The following is a 19,888-nucleotide window of genomic DNA, read 5'->3' as shown; positions in this document are numbered from 1 at the left end:
CTGTCCGAGAACACCCCATGCAGCTTTCTTCGCTCACTGCGGTTTCCCCTGTAGACGGCCGCTACGCCGGCAAAACCCAGGCCCTGCGCCCGATTTTCAGCGAGTACGGCCTGATCCGCGCCCGCGTCCTGGTTGAAGTGCGCTGGCTCCAGCGCCTGGCAGCCCACCCTGGCATTGGCGAAGTCCCGGCTTTTTCCGCCGAAGCCAACGCGGTGCTCAACACCCTGGCCGACGATTTCGCGCTGGAGCACGCCGAGCGCGTCAAAGAGATCGAGCGCACCACCAACCACGACGTCAAGGCGATCGAATACCTGCTCAAGGAGCAGGCCGCCAAGCTGCCGGAGCTGGCCAACGTCAGCGAGTTCATTCACTTTGCCTGCACCAGCGAGGACATCAACAACCTGTCCCACGCCCTGATGTTGCGCGAAGGCCGTGACGACGTGCTGCTGCCGCTGATGCGCCAGACCGCCCAGGCCATCCGCGAGCTGGCGATCCGCTTCGCCGACGTGCCGATGCTCTCGCGCACCCACGGTCAACCGGCTTCGCCGACCACCCTGGGCAAGGAACTGGCGAACGTGGTTTACCGCCTGGAGCGCCAGATCGCCCAGGTTGCCGCCGTGCCATTGCTGGGGAAGATCAACGGCGCCGTGGGCAACTACAACGCCCACCTCTCGGCCTACCCGGACATCGACTGGGAAGCCAACGCCCGCGCCTTCATCGAAGACGAGCTGGGCCTGAGCTTCAACCCGTACACCACCCAGATCGAGCCGCACGACTACATCGCCGAGCTGTTCGATGCGATCGCCCGCTTCAACACCATCCTGATCGACTTCGACCGTGATATCTGGGGCTACATCTCCCTGGGTTACTTCAAGCAGCGCACCATTGCCGGCGAAATCGGTTCCTCGACCATGCCGCACAAGGTCAACCCGATCGACTTCGAAAACTCCGAAGGCAACCTGGGCATCGCCAACGCGCTGTTCCAACACCTGGCGAGCAAGCTGCCGATTTCCCGCTGGCAGCGCGACCTGACCGACTCCACCGTGCTGCGCAACCTGGGCGTGGGTTTTGCCCACAGCGTCATCGCCTATGAGGCCAGCCTCAAGGGCATCAGCAAGCTGGAACTGAACCAGCAGAAAATCGCCGCCGACCTGGACGCCTGTTGGGAAGTCCTGGCCGAGCCGATCCAGACCGTGATGCGTCGCTACAACATCGAAAACCCGTATGAAAAGCTCAAAGAACTGACCCGTGGCAAGGGCATCAGCCCTGAAGCGCTGCAGACTTTCATCGATGGCCTGGACATGCCTGCCGAGGCCAAGGCCGAGCTGAAGAAGCTGACACCGGCCAGTTACATCGGCAACGCAGCGGCACAAGCCAAGCGTATCTGATACACCGCTTCATCTTTGAGACGCCCGGCCGCGCCGGGCGTTTTTATTCGCGTCTGAGAAGTATATTTTTTCAATAGGTTACACATGAATCCTGATATTCCACTGCAACTCCTGGGCGGTATCACGGCACGGGAGTTCCTGCGCGACTACTGGCAGAAAAAACCGCTGCTGATCCGCCAGGCCATCCCCGACTTCGAAAGCCCGATCGACGCCGACGAGTTGGCTGGCCTGGCGCTTGAAGAAGAGATCGAGTCGCGCCTGGTGATCGAGCACGGCGAACGCCCGTGGGAGCTGCGTCGCGGCCCGTTCGCCGAGGACGAATTCAGCAAGCTGCCGGAGCGCGAGTGGACCCTGCTGGTACAGGCAGTCGATCAGTTCGTCCCGGAAGTCAGCGAGCTGCTGGAGCATTTCCGCTTCCTGCCGAGCTGGCGCATCGATGACGTGATGATCAGCTTCGCCACCCCCGGTGGCGGCGTAGGCCCGCATTTCGACAACTACGACGTGTTCCTGCTGCAAGGCCATGGCAAGCGCAACTGGAAAATCGGCCAGGTGTGCGACTCCGAGAGCCCGCTGTTGCCGCACGCGGACCTGCGCATCCTCGCCGATTTCGAAGCCACCGACGAGTGGGTCCTGGAACCGGGCGACATGCTCTACCTGCCGCCACGCCTGGCCCATTGCGGCGTCGCCGTGGATGATTGCATGACTTACTCGGTGGGTTTCCGCGCGCCAAGCGCGGCCGAGGTACTGACGCATTTCACTGACTTCCTCAGCCAATTCCTGCCTGACGAAGAGCGCTACACCGACGCCGATGCGCGACCTGTCGCCGACCCGCACCAGATCCAGCACGACGCCCTCGACCGACTCAAAGGCCTGCTGGCCGAGCACATGAGCGACGAACGCCTGTTGCTGACCTGGTTCGGCCAGTTCATGACCGAGCCGCGCTACCCGGAACTGGTGGTCGGTCCGGAGATGGAAGAAGACGACCTGCTGGCCAGCCTGGAACAGGGCGCGGTGATCATCCGCAACCCGAGCGCTCGCCTGGCCTGGTCGGAAGTCGATGACGACCTGTTGCTGTTCGCCAGCGGCCAGAGCCGCTACCTGCCGGGCAAGCTGCGTGACCTGTTGAAGATGATCTGCGCCGCCGACGCGCTGCACATCGAGAACCTCGGCCCCTGGCTGGCCGACGAGGATGGTCGCGGCCTCATTCATGAATTGGTCAAGCAAGGTAGCCTGGGGTTCGCCGATGAATAAAATCCACGTTCGTGTCGCAGACTGGCAAAAGGATATCGCCGAGATCCGGCGCATTCGTGAAGCGGTATTCATTGCCGAGCAATCCGTGCCACCGGAGCTGGAGTGGGATTCGGATGACCAGGACGCCGTGCATTTCCTGGCCTTCGAAGGCGACTTCCCCATCGGCACCGCGCGCCTGCTGACTGACGGCCATATCGGCCGCGTTTCGGTCCTCAAGGATTGGCGCGGCCTGAAGGTCGGCGATGCGCTGATGCATGCGGCGATCGCCGAAGCCGAGAAGCGCGGGCTCAAGCAGCAGATGCTCAGCGCCCAGGTGCACGCCACGTCGTTCTACGAGCGACTGGGGTTTGCGGTGGTCAGCGAGGAGTTCCTGGAAGCCGGAATTCCTCATGTCGACATGGTCCGGCGCTCGGTCTGAACACCGCTGGAAGCAGCAACACAATACCCTGTGGCGAGGGAGCTTGCTCCCGCTGGGTCGCGCAGTGACCCCAAAAAACGAGGGCCGCTGCGCAGCCCAGCGGGAGCAAGCTCCCTCGCCACAAGAGCATCCTGCAGCGCTCAAAACGCCCCGCCATCCACCGATGCCGGGGCGTTTTGCCGTCTACCATTCAACTTGCCCCACCCGGGGCCGACAAACTGGCAATATCTAGCCTTTGTCTCGCGGAGAAATGGACATGTCCCTACGTACCTTGCTGACCACCTTGCTGCTCGGTTGCAGCCTGTCAGTCTTGGCCGCCACCGAAATCGTGCCGCTGAACTACCGAACCAGCGCGGACTTGCTACCGGTGGCGCAGAATTTCATCGGCAAGGACGGCCAGGTCAGCGCCTATGGCAACCAGTTGATCGTCAACGCCGAGCCCGGCAAGATCGCCGAGCTTCGGCAATTCCTGGCTCAACTGGATACCGCCCCCAAGCGCTTGCTGATCACCGTGGACACCAACGAGAACAACCTGCAGGGCGACCAGGGCTATTCCATCAACGGCGCCGCCCCCAGCCAGACCCGCATCATCAACCGCAGCACCGCCAGCCGTGACGGCGGCGTGCAGCAGATCCAGGCCAGCGAGGGCCAGCCGGCGCTGATCCAGGTGGGCCAGAGCGTGCCGTTCACCAGCAACCAGACCGACGGCTACGGTCGCCTGCAAAGCCAGACCGAATACCGCAACGTCACCCAAGGTTTTTATGTCACGGCCAGTGTCACCGGCGAGACCGTTCATCTGAACATCAGTACCAACCGTGACCGCATGAGCCAGGAACGTCCCGATGTAGTGAACGTGCAAAGTACCGACACAACTGTCAGCGGCCGCTTGGGTGAATGGATCACCCTGGCCGGCGTGAATCGCCAGACGCAAGCCGATAAACAGGGCCTGACCCGCAGCTACTCGACCCAGGGCCGGGATGACATGGTTCTGCGGGTCAAGGTCGACACCCTGAACTAAAGCACCAAAAACTGACTGACGAGTCTCATTAGACCAAAGATGTAGTGCTCTGAAAAAAGCACTACAAAACGTTTGACGAGCCAAAAAACCGAAGGCATGATGGCCTCGCTCCCGCTAATCAGGGGCCCTGGCAAGGGCCTTCGGGTCGACGCTTGCAACTACCCTGCGAGCCGATTCGTGTCTGTACCGCCCACAAGGTGTGTTTGACGAGGTTGCGACTGGAACGAAGTTGTCCCGAGGGACGGAAGCGTAACTAGGTAACCCGGCATCACACTGAGTTCGTATGAAGGCCCACGACGCCCGAATGCGCCCGCAGCTCGCCCCTACCTGCTCACTTTCCCCTCGAGCCCATCGTTCATCCCGTCGCCTCCCCGCCTGAACCGACTTGTACGCCAACCCCCTGGTCGGCAGGAGCAGGAATTTTCCACCCCAGACCTATGCGACGAGGTTTATCTCCATGGCACTGACACGCGAACAGCAAATTGCAGCCCTTGAAAAAGACTGGGCTGAAAACCCGCGCTGGAAAGGCGTGAAGCGCAATTACTCCGCTGCTGACGTCGTCCGTCTGCGTGGTTCGGTTCAACCTGAGCACACCTTTGCGAAAATGGGCGCCGAGAAGCTGTGGAACCTGGTCACCCAGGGCGCCAAGCCAGCCTTCCGTCCCGAGAAAGATTTCGTCAACTGCATGGGCGCCCTGACCGGCGGCCAGGCTGTACAGCAAGTCAAGGCCGGCATCCAGGCGATCTACCTGTCGGGCTGGCAAGTGGCGGCGGACAACAACTCCGCCGAATCCATGTACCCCGACCAGTCGCTGTACCCGGTGGATTCGGTTCCAACCGTGGTCAAGCGCATCAACAACTCGTTCCGTCGCGCCGACCAGATCCAGTGGAAAGCCGGCAAGAACCCGGGCGACGAAGGCTACATCGATTACTTCGCTCCGATCGTGGCTGACGCCGAAGCCGGTTTCGGCGGCGTACTGAACGCCTACGAGCTGATGAAAAGCATGATCGAGGCAGGCGCCGCCGGCGTTCACTTCGAAGACCAGCTGGCCTCGGTGAAAAAATGCGGCCATATGGGCGGCAAAGTATTGGTGCCAACCCAGGAAGCCGTGCAGAAGCTGACCGCTGCCCGTCTGGCTGCCGACGTTGCCGGTACGCCGACCATCATCCTGGCGCGCACCGACGCTAACGCGGCCGACCTGCTGACGTCCGATTGCGACCCGTACGACCAGCCATTCGTGACTGGCGAACGTACCCAGGAAGGCTTCTACAAGGTGCGCGCCGGTCTTGACCAGGCCATCGCCCGCGGCCTGGCCTACGCCCCGTACGCCGACCTGATCTGGTGCGAAACCGCCAGGCCGGACCTGGACGAAGCCCGTCGCTTCGCCGAAGCGATCAAGAAGGAATACCCGGACCAACTGCTGTCGTACAACTGCTCGCCTTCCTTCAACTGGAAGAAAAACCTGGACGACGCGACCATCGCCAAGTTCCAGCGCGAGCTGTCCGCCATGGGCTACAAGCACCAGTTCATCACCCTGGCCGGCATTCACAACATGTGGCACAGCATGTTCAACCTGGCGCACGACTACGCCCGCAACGACATGACTGCCTACGTGAAACTGCAAGAACAAGAGTTCGCTGACGCTTCCAAAGGCTACACCTTCGTGGCCCACCAGCAGGAAGTCGGCACCGGCTACTTCGACGACATGACCACCGTGATCCAGGGTGGCACCTCGTCCGTGACCGCGCTGACCGGGTCGACCGAAGAAGAACAGTTCCACTGATCTATCGCGTAAACGGCCCTTGCGGACCGAATAAAAACTAACCGCAAAGCCGACGATTTGAAGCCCCGACTGGTTCGGGGCTTTTTTTCGCCTACGCTTCGACAGGCGACATACTCACCTTCCCACAGGAAAATGAGTGAATCGGCAGAAAAATTGATCGAACGCAGTATCGGACAGTCTGAAAAAGAGTAAAACGGCCGGCGCTGACAATTGCAGTCGCTGCTATATAAGACAAGTTCTCAGTCGTTGACGGACTGCGCAGGACAAAGACCAGCCAAATAATAATAATTATCATTTGAAAGGCGTTTTCATTGTTACATCCTGAACAAAATACTCATCGGCGAACAACAGCCAATCCCCACTGGGCCGGGGCTGCGAGGTCACGGAGGCGCGCTATGTCCTTATTCCAATAAATAATTTCGCCATTGGAATTTTACTTGCCCGGTGTTTAGCCATAAAATCACCGCGATTGATTGCTGCGACATATCGTCACTGCGTTATTTCTTTTCAAGCTCAGAGACCTTTGCTCTCTGTTAAGGATTTCCAGCATGCCCGAAGCGACAGGACTCATGGCCCACAACTGGGCCTTTGCCATTTTCCTTCTGGGCGTTGTCGGCCTGTGTGCCTTCATGCTCGGTGTGTCGAGCCTGCTCGGGTCAAAAGCCTGGGGCCGCAGCAAGAATGAACCGTTCGAGTCCGGCATGCTGCCTACCGGTGGCGCCCGCTTGCGGCTCTCAGCCAAATTCTATCTGGTCGCGATGCTGTTCGTGATCTTCGATATCGAAGCCCTTTTTCTCTTTGCATGGTCTGTGTCCGTCCGCGAAAGCGGCTGGACCGGATTCGTCGAAGCTCTCGTTTTCATAGCAATTCTGTTGGCAGGTCTTGTCTACCTTTACCGGGTGGGGGCGCTTGATTGGGCTCCGGAAGCTCGGCGTAAGCGGCAGGCGAAGCTGAAACAATGAGGCTTTGGCAATGCAATACAATCTCACCAGGATCGACCCCGATGCTCCTAACGAGCAGTATCCGATCGGCAAGCGGGAAACCGTCTCCGATCCGTTAGAAGATCAAGTCCACAAGAACATCTTCATGGGCAAGCTCGAAGACGTGCTGAACAGCACGGTCAACTGGGGTCGCAAGAACTCCCTTTGGCCGTACAACTTCGGCCTTTCGTGCTGCTACGTGGAAATGACCACTGCCTTCACGGCGCCCCACGACATCGCGCGCTTTGGCGCCGAGGTGATCCGGGCATCGCCGCGCCAGGCGGATTTCATGGTTATCGCCGGTACGCCGTTCCTGAAAATGGCCCCCATCATCCAGCGCCTGTATGAACAGATGCTGGAGCCCAAATGGGTCATTTCCATGGGCGCCTGTGCCAACTCCGGCGGCATGTACGACATTTATTCCGTGGTCCAGGGGGTCGACAAATTCCTCCCGGTGGATGTCTACGTGCCCGGCTGCCCGCCCCGCCCCGAAGCGTTCCTGCAAGGCTTGATGTTGCTGCAGGAGTCCATCGGCCAGGAGCGTCGCCCACTGTCCTGGGTCGTCGGCGATCAAGGCGTCTACCGCGCCGACATGCCGTCGCAAAAGGAACAGCGCCGCGAACAGCGAATCGCAGTCACCAATCTGCGCAGCCCCGACGAAGTCTGATCCAGTTCTGCTCTGTAGAAGAAACGAGAACCTGGCTTCATTCTTTACGTTGACCGAAAGCGATAAATAACCATGACTACAGGCAGTGCTCTGTACATCCCGCCTTACAAGGCAGACGACCAGGATGTGGTCGTCGAACTGAACAACCGCTTTGGCGCAGAGGCGTTCACCGCCCAGTCGACCCGCACCGGCATGCCGGTGCTTTGGGTTGCCCGTGCCAGGCTCATCGAAGTGCTGACTTTCCTGCGCAACCTGCCCAAGCCGTACGTCATGCTCTATGACCTGCACGGCGTGGACGAGCGCCTGCGCACCAAGCGCCAAGGGTTGCCCGACGGCGTCGACTTCACCGTGTTCTACCACCTGCTGTCGGTGGAGCGTAATAGTGACGTGATGATCAAGGTCGCCTTGTCCGAAAGCGACCTCAGCGTGCCGACCGTGACCGGCATCTGGCCGAATGCCAACTGGTATGAGCGCGAAGTCTGGGACATGTTCGGCATCGACTTCCCGGGCCACCCGCACCTGACCCGCATCATGATGCCGCCGACCTGGGAAGGTCACCCGCTGCGCAAGGACTTCCCGGCCCGCGCCACCGAGTTCGACCCCTACAGCCTGACGCTGGCCAAGCAACAGCTCGAGGAAGAGTCGGCGCGGTTCAAGCCCGAAGATTGGGGCATGAAGCGTTCGGGCGCCAACGAGGACTATATGTTTCTCAACCTGGGTCCGAACCACCCTTCGGCCCACGGTGCGTTCCGCATCATCCTGCAACTGGACGGTGAAGAAATCGTCGATTGCGTCCCGGACATCGGCTACCACCACCGTGGCGCCGAGAAGATGGGCGAGCGCCAGTCCTGGCACAGCTATATTCCGTACACCGACCGAATCGATTACCTCGGCGGCGTGATGAACAACCTGCCGTACGTCCTGTCGGTGGAAAAACTGGCGGGCATCACGGTGCCGGACCGGGTCAACGTGATTCGCATCATGATGGCCGAGTTCTTCCGTATCACCAGCCACCTGCTGTTCCTGGGTACCTATATCCAGGACGTGGGCGCCATGACGCCGGTGTTCTTCACCTTCACCGACCGCCAGAAAGCCTACACCGTGATCGAAGCCATCACCGGCTTCCGCCTGCACCCGGCCTGGTACCGCATCGGCGGTGTCGCCCACGACCTGCCGCGTGGCTGGGAAAAACTGGTCAAGGACTTCGTCGAGTGGATGCCCAAGCGCCTGGACGAATACACCAAGGCCGCCTTGCAGAACAGCATCCTCAAGGGCCGTACCGTCGGTGTCGCCGCCTACAACACCAAGGAAGCGCTGGAATGGGGCGTCACCGGTCCGAACCTGCGCTCCACCGGCCTGGATTTCGACCTGCGCAAGGCGCGCCCGTACTCGGGCTATGAGAACTTCGAGTTCGAAGTGCCGCTGGCGGCCAATGGCGATGCCTACGACCGTTGCATGGTTCGCGTCGAGGAAATGCGCCAGAGCATCAAGATCATCGACCAGTGCATGCGCAACATGCCGGAAGGCCCGTACAAGGCGGATCACCCACTGACCACGCCGCCGCCCAAAGAGCGCACGCTGCAACACATCGAGACCTTGATCACGCACTTCCTGCAGGTTTCGTGGGGTCCGGTCATGCCGGCCAACGAATCCTTCCAGATGATCGAAGCGACCAAGGGCATCAACAGTTATTACCTGACGAGCGATGGCGGCACCATGAGCTACCGCACCCGGATTCGCACCCCAAGCTACCCGCACCTGCAGCAGATCCCTTCGGTGATCAAAGGCAGCATGGTCGCGGACTTGATCGCGTACCTGGGTAGTATCGATTTCGTTATGGCCGACGTGGACCGCTAAGCATGAACAGCACGCTTATCCAGACAGACCGTTTCGCCTTGAGCGAAACCGAGCGCTCGGCCATCGAGCACGAGCTGCATCACTACGAAGACCCGCGCGCGGCCTCGATCGAAGCCCTGAAGATCGTCCAGAAGGAACGTGGCTGGGTGCCTGATGGCGCGCTCTACGCCATCGGCGAGATCCTTGGCATCCCGGCCAGCGACGTCGAGGGCGTCGCGACGTTCTACAGCCAGATTTTCCGCCAACCAGTGGGCCGGCACATCATTCGTGTCTGCGACAGCATGGTCTGCTACATCGGCGGCCACGAGTCGGTGGTCGACGAGATCCAGAGCAAGCTGGGCATCGGCCTGGGCCAGACCACCGCCGACGGCCGCTTCACCCTGCTGCCGGTGTGCTGCCTGGGCAACTGCGACAAGGCTCCGGCGCTGATGATCGATGACGACACCTTTGGTGACGTCAAGCCGGATGGCGTCGCCAAACTGCTGGAGGGCTACGTATGACCCTGACTTCCTTCGGGCCCGCCAACCGCATCCAGCGTTCGGCCGAAACCCACCCGCTGACCTGGCGCCTGCGTGACGACGGCGAAGCGGTCTGGCTGGACGAATACCAGGCCAAGAACGGCTATGTCGCCGCGCGCAAGGCATTCGCCGACATGGCCGCCGACGACATCGTCCAGACCGTCAAGGACGCCGGCCTCAAGGGCCGCGGCGGCGCGGGTTTCCCGACGGGCGTGAAGTGGGGCCTGATGCCTAAGGACGAGACCATCAACATCCGCTACCTGTTGTGCAACGCGGACGAGATGGAACCCAACACCTGGAAGGACCGCATGCTGATGGAGCAACTGCCCCATCTGTTGATCGAAGGCATGCTGATCAGCGCACGCGCGCTGAAGACCTACCGTGGCTACATCTTCCTGCGCGGCGAGTACACCACCGCCGCCAAGCACCTGAACCGTGCCGTGGAAGAAGCCAAGGCCGCGGGCCTGCTGGGCAAGAACATCCTGGGCTCGGGTTTTGACTTCGAGCTGTTCGTCCACACCGGTGCCGGGCGCTACATCTGCGGTGAAGAAACCGCGTTGATCAACTCCCTGGAAGGCCGCCGCGCCAACCCACGCTCCAAGCCGCCCTTCCCTGCCGCCGTAGGCGTGTGGGGCAAGCCGACCTGCGTGAACAACGTCGAGACCCTGTGCAACGTGCCGGCGATCATTGCCGACGGCGTGGACTGGTACAAATCCCTGGCCCGCGACGGCAGCGAAGACATGGGCACCAAGCTCATGGGCTTCTCCGGTAAGGTCAAGAACCCTGGCCTGTGGGAACTGCCGTTCGGCGTCACCGGTCGCGAGCTGTTCGAGGATTACGCAGGCGGCATGCGCGACGGCTACAAGCTCAAGTGCTGGCAGCCCGGCGGCGCCGGTACCGGCTTCCTGTTGCCGGAGCACCTGGACGCCCAGATGTATGCCGGCGGCATCGCCAAAGTGGGCACCCGCATGGGTACCGGCCTGGCGATGGCGGTGGACGACAGCGTCAACATGGTTTCCCTGCTGCGCAACATGGAGCAGTTTTTCTCCCGTGAATCCTGCGGTTTCTGCACGCCTTGCCGCGACGGCTTGCCATGGAGCGTCAAGCTGCTGATGGCCCTCGAGAACGGCCAGGGCCAGCCCGGCGACATCGAGACCCTGCTGGGGCTGGTGGGTTTCCTCGGCCCAGGCAAGACCTTCTGTGCACACGCACCGGGTGCCGTGGAGCCATTGGGCAGCGCGATCAAATACTTCCGCCCTGAATTCGAGGCCGGCATTGCGCCCACCCGCGCAGGCGATCTCAACCAGGTGATCACGCCGACCATGGTCGGCGCGTAACGATGCTTAAAAAGGCGAAGGGTCCGTGCCCTTTGCCTTTCGTTCGATGACGCCTTTTTACCGAGGCTGTTTGGATTCGGACGAATAACAAGATTCCATTAGCCACGCCCGCTGACACCGGGCCAACGAAGAACTTTGAACCATGGCCACTATCCACGTAGACGGCAAAGAGCTCGAAGTCGATGGCGCAGACAACCTGTTACAGGCATGTCTGTCGCTGGGCCTCGACATTCCTTATTTCTGCTGGCACCCCGCCCTTGGCAGCGTTGGCGCTTGTCGCCAGTGCGCGGTCAAGCAGTACACCGACGAGAACGACAAGCGTGGTCGGATCGTCATGTCCTGCATGACCCCCGCCACCGACGGCAGCTGGATCTCCATCGACGACGAAGAAGCGAAAGTGTTTCGCGCCAGCGTCGTCGAATGGCTGATGACCAACCACCCTCACGACTGCCCGGTCTGTGAGGAAGGCGGCCATTGCCACCTGCAAGACATGACCGTGATGACCGGCCACAACGAGCGCCGTTATCGCTTCACCAAGCGCACCCACCAGAACCAGGACCTCGGCCCGTTCATTTCCCACGAAATGAACCGCTGCATCGCCTGCTACCGTTGCGTGCGTTTCTACAAGGACTACGCCGGCGGCACCGACCTCGGTGTGTTCGGCGCCCACGACAACGTGTACTTCGGTCGCGTTGAAGACGGCACCCTGGAAAGCGAGTTCTCCGGCAACCTCACCGAGGTCTGCCCGACCGGTGTGTTCACCGACAAGACTCACTCCGAGCGCTACAACCGCAAGTGGGACATGCAGTTTTCGCCAAGCATCTGCCACGGCTGCTCCAGCGGTTGCAACATCAGCCCGGGCGAACGCTACGGCGAACTGCGGCGCATCGAGAACCGCTACAACGGTTCGGTGAACCAGTATTTCCTCTGCGACCGTGGCCGTTTCGGCTACGGCTATGTCAATCGCAAGGATCGCCCACGCCAGCCGCTGCTCGCGGGCGGCGCCAAGCTGAGCCTGGACGAAGCCCTGGACAAGGCCGCCGAACTGCTGCGCGGACGCAACATCGTCGGCATCGGTTCGCCTCGCGCCAGCCTGGAAAGCAACTACGCCCTGCGTGAACTGGTCGGCGCCGAGCACTTCTACAGCGGCATCGAAGCCGGCGAGCTGGAACGTATTCGCCTGGTGCTGCAAGTGCTCAAGGACAGCCCGCTGCCCGTGCCGACGATGCGCGACATCGAAGACCACGATGCGGTGTTCGTCCTTGGCGAAGACCTGACCCAGACCGCCGCCCGAATGGCCCTGTCCCTGCGCCAGTCGGTCAAGGGCAAGGCCGAGGACATGGCCGACGCCATGCGCGTCCAGCCGTGGCTCGACGCGGCCGTGAAGAACATCGGCCAGCACGCGCTGAACCCACTGTTCATCGCCAGCCTCGCTGAAACCAAGCTCGACGACATCGCCGAAGAATGTGTCCACGCCGCTCCGGACGACCTGGCGCGCATCGGTTTCGCCGTCGCCCACGCCCTGGACGCCAGTGCCCCGGCCGTTGATGGCCTGGACAGCGAAGCCGCCGCCCTCGCCCAACGCATCGCCGACGCCCTGCTGGCGGCCAAGCGCCCATTGATCATTGCCGGCACTTCCCTGGGTTCCAAGGCGCTGATCGAAGCCGCGGCCAACATCGCCAAGGCCTTGAAGCTGCGCGAGAAGAACGGTTCCATCAGCCTGATCGTGCCGGAAGCCAACAGCCTCGGCCTGGCCATGCTCGGTGGCGAATCGGTGGACGCCGCGCTGCAAGCGGTGATCGACGGCAGCGCCGACGCCATCGTGGTGCTGGAGAACGACCTGTTCACCCGCACTGACAACGCCAAGGTCGACGCCGCGCTGAATGCCGCGAAAATACTGATCGTCGCCGACCATCAGAAAACCGCCACCACCGACCGCGCCGACCTGGTGCTGCCGGCGGCGAGCTTCGCCGAAGGCGACGGTACGCTGGTCAGCCAGGAAGGTCGCGCCCAGCGCTTCTTCCAGGTGTTCGACCCGACTTACCTGGACGCCAGCATTCTGGTGCATGAGGGCTGGCGCTGGCTGCACGCCCTGCGCGCCACCCTGCTGAACCAGCCGATCGACTGGACGCAGCTGGACCACGTCACCGCGGCCGTTGCCTCGAGCAGCCCACAGCTGAACCGCATCGTCGACGCCGCGCCGTCCGCCGCGTTCCGTATCAAGGGGTTGAAACTGGCCCGTGAGCCGCTGCGCTATTCCGGCCGCACCGCGATGCGCGCCAACATCAGCGTTCACGAACCACGCACCTCCCAAGACAAGGACACCGCGTTCGCCTTCTCCATGGAAGGTTACTCGGGCTCCGCCGAACCGCGCTCGCAAGTGCCGTTCGCCTGGTCGCCAGGATGGAACTCGCCACAAGCGTGGAACAAGTTCCAGGACGAAGTCGGTGGTCACCTGCGCGCCGGTGATCCGGGCACCCGCCTGATCGAAAGCCAGGGCGATGGCCTCGGCTGGTTCGCCAGCGTGCCGCGCGCCTTCAACCCGGCACCGGGGACTTGGCAGGTCGTGCCGTTCCATCACCTGTTCGGCAGCGAAGAAAACTCTTCCAAGGCCGAGCCGGTCAAGGAACGCATCCCTGCGGCCTACGTGTCGTTGGCCAAGTCCGAAGCCGATCGCCTGGGCGTCAATGACGGCGCCCTGCTGAGCCTGAACGTGGCCGGCCAGACCCTGCGTCTGCCGCTGCGCATCAATGAAGAATTGGGCGCCGGCCTGGTGGCCCTGCCGGCCGGTCTGGCCGGTATCCCACCGGCGATTTTCGGCAAAACCGTCGACGGTCTGCAGGAGGCAGCGCAATGAGCTGGTTCACCCCTGAAGTGATCGCCGTGATCCTGACGGTCCTCAAGGCCATCGTGATCCTGCTGGCCGTGGTGGTCTGCGGCGCGTTGCTGAGCTTCGTCGAACGTCGCTTGCTGGGCTGGTGGCAGGACCGCTACGGTCCTAACCGCGTCGGCCCGTTCGGCATGTTCCAGATCGCCGCCGACATGATCAAGATGTTCTTCAAGGAAGACTGGACCCCGCCGTTTGCCGACAAGGTGATCTTCACCCTGGCACCGGTCGTGGCCATGAGCGCCTTGCTGATTGCTTTCGCAGTCATTCCGATCACCCCGACCTGGGGCGTGGCGGACCTGAACATCGGCCTGCTGTTCTTCTTCGCCATGGCCGGTTTGTCGGTGTATGCGGTGCTGTTCGCCGGTTGGTCGAGCAACAACAAGTTCGCCCTGCTCGGCAGCCTGCGGGCCTCGGCCCAGACCGTGTCCTACGAAGTGTTCATGGGCCTGTCGCTCATGGGCATCGTGATCCAGGCCGGTTCGTTCAACATGCGCGACATCGTCGAATACCAGGCCCAGAACCTGTGGTTCATCATTCCGCAGTTCTTCGGTTTCTGTACGTTCTTCATCGCTGGCGTGGCCGTGACTCACCGTCACCCCTTCGACCAGCCGGAAGCGGAACAGGAACTGGCCGACGGTTACCACATTGAATATGCCGGCATGAAATGGGGCATGTTCTTTGTCGGCGAGTACATCGGCATCATCCTGATCTCGGCGCTGCTGGTGACGCTGTTCTTCGGTGGCTGGCACGGTCCGTTCGGCATCCTGCCGCAACTGTCCTTCGTCTGGTTCGCCCTGAAGACCGCGTTCTTCATCATGCTGTTCGTCCTGCTGCGCGCCTCGATCCCTCGTCCGCGCTACGACCAGGTGATGGATTTCAGCTGGAAGTTCTGCCTGCCGCTGACCCTGATCAACATGCTGGTGACCGCTGCGATCGTTTTGATGAACGCGCCTGCGGCCGCGGTTCAGTGAGGATTTGACCCATGTTCAAATATATTGGCGACATCGTTAAGGGTACCGGTACCCAACTGCGAAGCCTGGTCATGATCTTCGGCCATGGTTTTCGCAAGCGCGACACCCTGCAATACCCGGAAGAAGCGGTCTACCTGGCGCCGCGTTATCGCGGACGCATTGTCCTGACCCGCGACCCCGACGGCGAAGAGCGCTGCGTGGCCTGCAACCTGTGCGCCGTGGCGTGCCCTGTCGGTTGCATCTCGCTGCAGAAAGCCGAGACCGAAGACGGTCGCTGGTACCCGGACTTCTTCCGTATCAACTTCTCGCGCTGCATTTTCTGCGGACTCTGCGAGGAGGCGTGCCCGACCACCGCGATCCAGCTCACGCCGGATTTCGAAATGGCCGATTTCAAGCGTCAGGACCTGGTGTACGAGAAAGAAGATCTGCTGATTTCCGGTCCCGGTAAAAACCCTGATTACAACTTCTATCGTGTTGCAGGTATGGCCATTGCCGGTAAGCCGAAAGGCGCCGCGCAGAACGAAGCCGAACCGATCAACGTGAAGAGCTTGCTGCCTTAAGGAAGAAAGATGGAATTCGCTTTCTATTTCGCATCGGGTATCGCGGTGGTCTCCACACTTCGTGTGGTCACCAACACCAACCCCGTGCACGCCCTGCTCTACCTGATCATTTCGCTGATCGCCGTGGCCATGACCTTCTTCGCCCTCGGTGCACCGTTTGCCGGTGCCCTGGAAGTGATCGCCTACGCCGGCGCCATCATGGTGCTGTTCGTGTTCGTGGTGATGATGCTCAACCTGGGCCCTGCGGCGATCCAGCAGGAACGCGCCTGGCTCAAGCCCGGCATCTGGGCGGGACCGGTGATCCTGTCCGCCCTGCTGCTGGGTGAACTGCTGTATGTGCTGTTCGCCCACCAGAGCGGCCAGGCCATCGGCCACACCACCGTAGACGCCAAGGCCGTGGGCATCAGCCTGTTCGGTCCGTACCTGCTGGTGGTCGAACTCGCCTCGATGCTGCTGCTTGCCGCAGTCGTCACGGCATTCCATTTGGGCCGTAACGAGGCGAAGGAGTAATCACATGCCTGCTATCCCTCTCGAGCATGGTCTGGCGGTTGCCGGCATCCTGTTCTGTCTCGGTCTGGTCGGCCTGATGGTCCGCCGCAACATACTGTTCGTGCTGATGAGCCTGGAGGTCATGATGAATGCCTCCGCCCTGGCGTTCATTGTCGCGGGCGCTCGCTGGGCGCAGCCGGATGGACAAATCATGTTCATCCTGGTGATCAGCCTGGCAGCCGCCGAGGCCAGTATCGGCCTGGCGATCCTGTTGCAGCTGTACCGCCGCTTCCACACTCTCGATATTGACGCTGCCAGCGAGATGCGCGGATGAACCTTCTCTTCCTGACTTTCGTATTTCCCCTTATCGGTTTCCTGCTGCTGTCGTTCTCTCGTGGACGCTGGTCGGAAAACCTTTCGGCGCTGGTTGGCGTGGGCTCCATCGGCCTGTCCGCCCTCGTCACGGCCTACGTGATCTGGCAATTCAACGTTGCCCCGCCGGAAGGTGGCGCGTATGTGCAGGTGCTGTGGCAGTGGATGGCGGTGGAAGGCTTCACACCGAACTTCGCCCTCTACCTGGACGGCCTGTCGGTGACCATGCTCGGCGTGGTGGTCGGCGTGGGTTTCCTGATCCACCTGTTCGCCTCCTGGTACATGCGCGGTGAGGCCGGTTATTCGCGCTTCTTCGCCTACACCAACCTGTTCATCGCCAGCATGCTGTTCCTGGTGCTCGGCGATAACCTGTTGTTCCTGTACTTCGGCTGGGAAGGCGTGGGCCTGTGCTCGTACTTGCTGATCGGTTTCTACTACAGCAACCGCAACAACGGTAACGCCGCACTCAAGGCCTTCATCGTGACCCGGATCGGCGACGTGTTCATGGCCATCGGCCTGTTCATCCTGTTCCAGCAACTGGGCACGCTGAACATCCAGGAACTGCTGGTACGTGCGCCTGAGCATTTCAAGGCCGGCGACTTCTGGATCGTCCTGGCGACCCTGATGCTGCTGGGCGGCGCCGTCGGTAAATCCGCGCAACTGCCGCTGCAGACCTGGTTGGCGGACGCGATGGCCGGTCCGACCCCGGTTTCAGCGCTGATTCACGCCGCAACCATGGTCACCGCCGGCGTCTACCTGATCGCCCGTACCCACGGCTTGTTCGCCCTGGCGCCAGACATCCTGCACCTGGTCGGCGTCGTCGGCGGCGTGACCCTGGTACTGGCTGGTTTTGCCGCCCTGGTCCAGACGGACATCAAGCGCATCCTCGCCTACTCGACCATGAGCCAGATTGGCTACATGTTCCTGGCCCTGGGCGTCGGTGCCTGGGAAGGCGCGATCTTCCACCTGATGACCCACGCCTTCTTCAAGGCCTTGCTGTTCCTTGCTTCCGGTGCGGTGATCGTGGCCTGCCACCACGAGCAGAACATCTTCAAGATGGGCGGCCTGTGGAAAAAACTGCCGTTGGCCTACGCCAGCTTCATCGTCGGCGGCGCGGCCCTGGCGGCCCTGCCACTGGTCACCGCCGGTTTCTACTCCAAGGACGAGATCCTCTGGGAAGCGTTTGCCAGCGGTAACCAGGGTCTGCTCTACGCAGGTCTGGTGGGTGCGTTCATGACCTCGCTGTACACCTTCCGCCTGATCTTCATCGCGTTCCATGGTGAAGCCAAGACTGAAGCCCACGCCGGCCATGGCATCGCCCATTGGCTGCCGCTGTCGGTGCTGATCGTGCTGTCGACCTTCGTTGGCGCCATGATCACCCCGCCGCTGGCCGATGTGCTGCCGCAAAGCGTCGGTCATGCCGGCGGCGAAGCCAAGCACAGCCTGGAAATCGCCTCGGGTGCCATCGCCCTGGCGGGAATCCTGCTGGCGGCCCTGCTGTTCCTCGGCAAGCGCCGCTTCGTCACGACCATCGCCAACAGCGGCATCGGGCGTTTCCTCTCAGCCTGGTGGTTCGCCGCCTGGGGCTTCGATTGGATCTACGACAAACTGTTCGTCAAGCCATACCTTGCGATCAGCCACATTCTGCGCAAAGACCCGCTCGACCAGACCATTGGCCTGATCCCGCGCATGGCCAAGGGCGGCCACACTGCCCTGAGCCGTACCGAGACCGGTCAACTGCGTTGGTATGCGGCTTCCATGGCGGCTGGCGCCGTGCTGGTTATCGGCGCCATCGTGCTGGTAGCGGTCTGATATGAACCTTGCGAACTTGCGAAAGGAAACGAGCCCGTCATGATTCTGCCCTGGCTAATCCTGATCCCCTTCATCGGCGGCCTGCTGTGCTGGATGGCGGAGCGCTCCAGCTCCACCCTCCCGCGCTGGATTGCGCTGCTGACCATGTCCCTGGAACTCGCGCTCGGCCTCTGGCTGTGGGCGACCGGCGACTATTCATTTGCACCGGCGCCTGGCGCCGACCCGACCTGGGCGCTTGAATTCAAGCATGTCTGGATCGCGCGCTTCGGCATCAGCGTGCACCTGGCCCTCGACGGCCTGTCGCTGCTGATGATCCTGCTGACCGGCCTGCTGGGTATCCTCTCGGTACTCTGCTCCTGGAAAGAGATCCAGCGTCACGTCGGTTTCTTCCACCTGAACCTGATGTGGATCCTGGGCGGTGTCGTCGGCGTGTTCCTGGCGCTGGACCTGTTCATGTTCTTCTTCTTCTGGGAAATGATGCTGGTGCCGATGTACTTCCTCATCGCGCTCTGGGGTCATAGTTCTTCGGACGGCAAGAAAACCCGGATCTACGCGGCGACCAAGTTCTTCATCTTCACCCAGGCTTCCGGCCTGATCATGTTGGTGGCGATCCTTGGCCTGGTGCTGGTGAACTTCAACAACACCGGCGTGATTACTTTCAACTACGCCGACCTGTTGAAAGTGCAGATGTCGCGCACCACCGAGTACGTGCTGATGCTGGGCTTCTTCATCGCTTTCGCGGTGAAGCTGCCGGTGGTGCCGTTTCACTCCTGGCTGCCGGACGCCCACGCCCAGGCACCGACCGCCGGTTCCGTGGACCTGGCCGGTATCCTGCTGAAAACGGCGGCCTACGGCCTGCTGCGCTTCGCCCTGCCGCTGTTCCCGAATGCCTCGGCCGAGTTCGCGCCGATTGCCATGACCCTGGGCCTGATCGGGATTTTCTACGGTGCGTTCCTGGCGTTTGCCCAGAGCGACATCAAGCGCCTGATCGCCTTCTCCAGCGTCTCGCACATGGGCTTCGTGCTGATCGGGATCTACTCCGGCAGCCAGCTCGCCCTGCAAGGCGCGGTGATCCAAATGTTGGCCCACGGCCTGTCGGCGGCGGCGCTGTTCATCCTCAGCGGCCAGCTGTACGAGCGCCTGCACACCCGGGACATGCGTGAAATGGGCGGCATCTGGTCGCGCATCGCCTACCTGCCGGCGATCAGCCTGTTCTTCGCCGCCGCGTCCCTGGGCCTGCCGGGCACCGGCAACTTCGTCGGCGAGTTCCTGATCCTGATCGGCTCGTTCGTCAGCGCACCTTGGATCACGGCGATTGCCACGTCCGGCCTGGTGTTCGGTTCGGTCTACTCGCTGATCATGATCCACCGCGCCTACTTCGGTCCGACCAAGTCGGACGAAGTGTTGCGGGGCATGGACGGTCGCGAATTGATCATGGTGCTTGGCCTTGCGGTGCTACTGGTTTATCTCGGCGTCTACCCGCAGCCGTTCCTCGACACGTCCGCCGCCACGATGCATGGCGTGCAGCAGTGGCTTGGCACCGCCTTCTCTCAACTCGCTTCGGCCCGGTAAGAGCG

The 19,888-nt window shown here is 61.7% G+C and carries 17 protein-coding genes; all 17 read left to right on the top strand.

Annotation, left to right across the window (positions count from 1 at the left end; translation table 11 throughout):
- Window positions 1-17: 17 nt before the first annotated feature.
- The 17 genes from purB to nuoM all read left to right on the top strand — a co-directional run bounded on the left by purB (window position 18) and on the right by nuoM (window position 19,883).
- A complete protein-coding gene (purB, locus tag J3P82_RS09915) occupies window positions 18-1,388 on the top strand; it encodes an adenylosuccinate lyase (protein WP_434562663.1) in 1,371 nt (456 codons plus the stop codon).
- 84 nt (window positions 1,389-1,472) lie between these two features.
- Window positions 1,473-2,639 carry a JmjC domain-containing protein gene (locus J3P82_RS09910; RefSeq protein ID WP_434562661.1) on the top strand — a complete coding sequence of 389 codons (1,167 nt, stop codon included), beginning with the start codon at window positions 1,473-1,475 and terminating at the stop codon, window positions 2,637-2,639.
- Window positions 2,632-3,057 carry a GNAT family N-acetyltransferase gene (locus J3P82_RS09905; protein ID WP_434562659.1) on the top strand — a complete coding sequence of 142 codons (426 nt, stop codon included), beginning with the start codon at window positions 2,632-2,634 and terminating at the stop codon, window positions 3,055-3,057. Before J3P82_RS09910 ends, J3P82_RS09905 begins: the two co-directional genes overlap by 8 nt.
- 256 nt (window positions 3,058-3,313) lie before the next feature.
- The gene (locus J3P82_RS09900) at window positions 3,314-4,075 is read left to right on the top strand and encodes a secretin N-terminal domain-containing protein (RefSeq protein WP_434562657.1); all 762 of its coding nucleotides are present in this window, start codon (window positions 3,314-3,316) and stop codon (window positions 4,073-4,075) included.
- A gap of 457 nt (window positions 4,076-4,532) precedes the next feature.
- A complete protein-coding gene (gene aceA / locus J3P82_RS09895; RefSeq protein WP_434562655.1) occupies window positions 4,533-5,858 on the top strand; it encodes an isocitrate lyase in 1,326 nt (441 codons plus the stop codon).
- A gap of 548 nt (window positions 5,859-6,406) precedes the next feature.
- Window positions 6,407-6,820 (top strand): NADH-quinone oxidoreductase subunit A, encoded by a 414-nt coding sequence (locus tag J3P82_RS09890; protein WP_434562653.1) that lies wholly within the window; start codon window positions 6,407-6,409, stop codon window positions 6,818-6,820.
- A gap of 10 nt (window positions 6,821-6,830) precedes the next feature.
- Window positions 6,831-7,505, top strand: a complete 675-nt coding sequence (locus J3P82_RS09885) for a NuoB/complex I 20 kDa subunit family protein (RefSeq protein WP_186609323.1) — start codon at window positions 6,831-6,833, stop codon at window positions 7,503-7,505.
- Between the two features lie 72 nt (window positions 7,506-7,577).
- Window positions 7,578-9,362, top strand: coding sequence for an NADH-quinone oxidoreductase subunit C/D (gene nuoC / locus J3P82_RS09880; protein WP_434562651.1), 1,785 nt, complete (start codon window positions 7,578-7,580; stop codon window positions 9,360-9,362).
- Window positions 9,363-9,364: 2 nt separating this feature from the next.
- Window positions 9,365-9,862: an NADH-quinone oxidoreductase subunit NuoE gene (gene nuoE, locus J3P82_RS09875; RefSeq protein WP_186637683.1), complete on the top strand. Its 498-nt coding sequence runs from the start codon at window positions 9,365-9,367 to the stop codon at window positions 9,860-9,862.
- Complete coding sequence (gene nuoF / locus J3P82_RS09870; protein ID WP_434562649.1) at window positions 9,859-11,217, top strand: NADH-quinone oxidoreductase subunit NuoF; 1,359 nt, start codon at window positions 9,859-9,861, stop codon at window positions 11,215-11,217. Before nuoE ends, nuoF begins: the two co-directional genes overlap by 4 nt.
- A 142-nt stretch (window positions 11,218-11,359) precedes the next feature.
- Window positions 11,360-14,074, top strand: coding sequence for an NADH-quinone oxidoreductase subunit NuoG (gene nuoG / locus J3P82_RS09865; RefSeq protein WP_434562647.1), 2,715 nt, complete (start codon window positions 11,360-11,362; stop codon window positions 14,072-14,074).
- Complete coding sequence (gene nuoH / locus J3P82_RS09860; protein ID WP_186609329.1) at window positions 14,071-15,078, top strand: NADH-quinone oxidoreductase subunit NuoH; 1,008 nt, start codon at window positions 14,071-14,073, stop codon at window positions 15,076-15,078. The genes nuoG and nuoH overlap by 4 nt, the downstream gene beginning before the upstream one ends.
- An 11-nt stretch (window positions 15,079-15,089) precedes the next feature.
- The gene (gene nuoI, locus J3P82_RS09855) at window positions 15,090-15,638 is read left to right on the top strand and encodes an NADH-quinone oxidoreductase subunit NuoI (RefSeq protein WP_072392816.1); all 549 of its coding nucleotides are present in this window, start codon (window positions 15,090-15,092) and stop codon (window positions 15,636-15,638) included.
- Window positions 15,639-15,647: 9 nt separating this feature from the next.
- Window positions 15,648-16,148, top strand: coding sequence for an NADH-quinone oxidoreductase subunit J (nuoJ, locus tag J3P82_RS09850; RefSeq protein WP_039592868.1), 501 nt, complete (start codon window positions 15,648-15,650; stop codon window positions 16,146-16,148).
- Window positions 16,149-16,152: 4 nt separating this feature from the next.
- A complete protein-coding gene (gene nuoK / locus J3P82_RS09845; protein ID WP_003180046.1) occupies window positions 16,153-16,461 on the top strand; it encodes an NADH-quinone oxidoreductase subunit NuoK in 309 nt (102 codons plus the stop codon).
- Complete coding sequence (nuoL, locus tag J3P82_RS09840; protein WP_434562645.1) at window positions 16,458-18,311, top strand: NADH-quinone oxidoreductase subunit L; 1,854 nt, start codon at window positions 16,458-16,460, stop codon at window positions 18,309-18,311. The genes nuoK and nuoL overlap by 4 nt, the downstream gene beginning before the upstream one ends.
- A 39-nt stretch (window positions 18,312-18,350) precedes the next feature.
- Window positions 18,351-19,883 carry an NADH-quinone oxidoreductase subunit M gene (nuoM, locus tag J3P82_RS09835; protein WP_434562643.1) on the top strand — a complete coding sequence of 511 codons (1,533 nt, stop codon included), beginning with the start codon at window positions 18,351-18,353 and terminating at the stop codon, window positions 19,881-19,883.
- Window positions 19,884-19,888 lie beyond the last annotated feature (5 nt).

Source organism: Pseudomonas sp. Z4-20 (assembly GCF_051131955.1).
Lineage (GTDB): Bacteria > Pseudomonadota > Gammaproteobacteria > Pseudomonadales > Pseudomonadaceae > Aquipseudomonas > Aquipseudomonas marvdashtae.
Note: the sequence above shows the minus strand (reverse complement) of the source record. Positions and strands in the feature narration are given on the sequence as shown.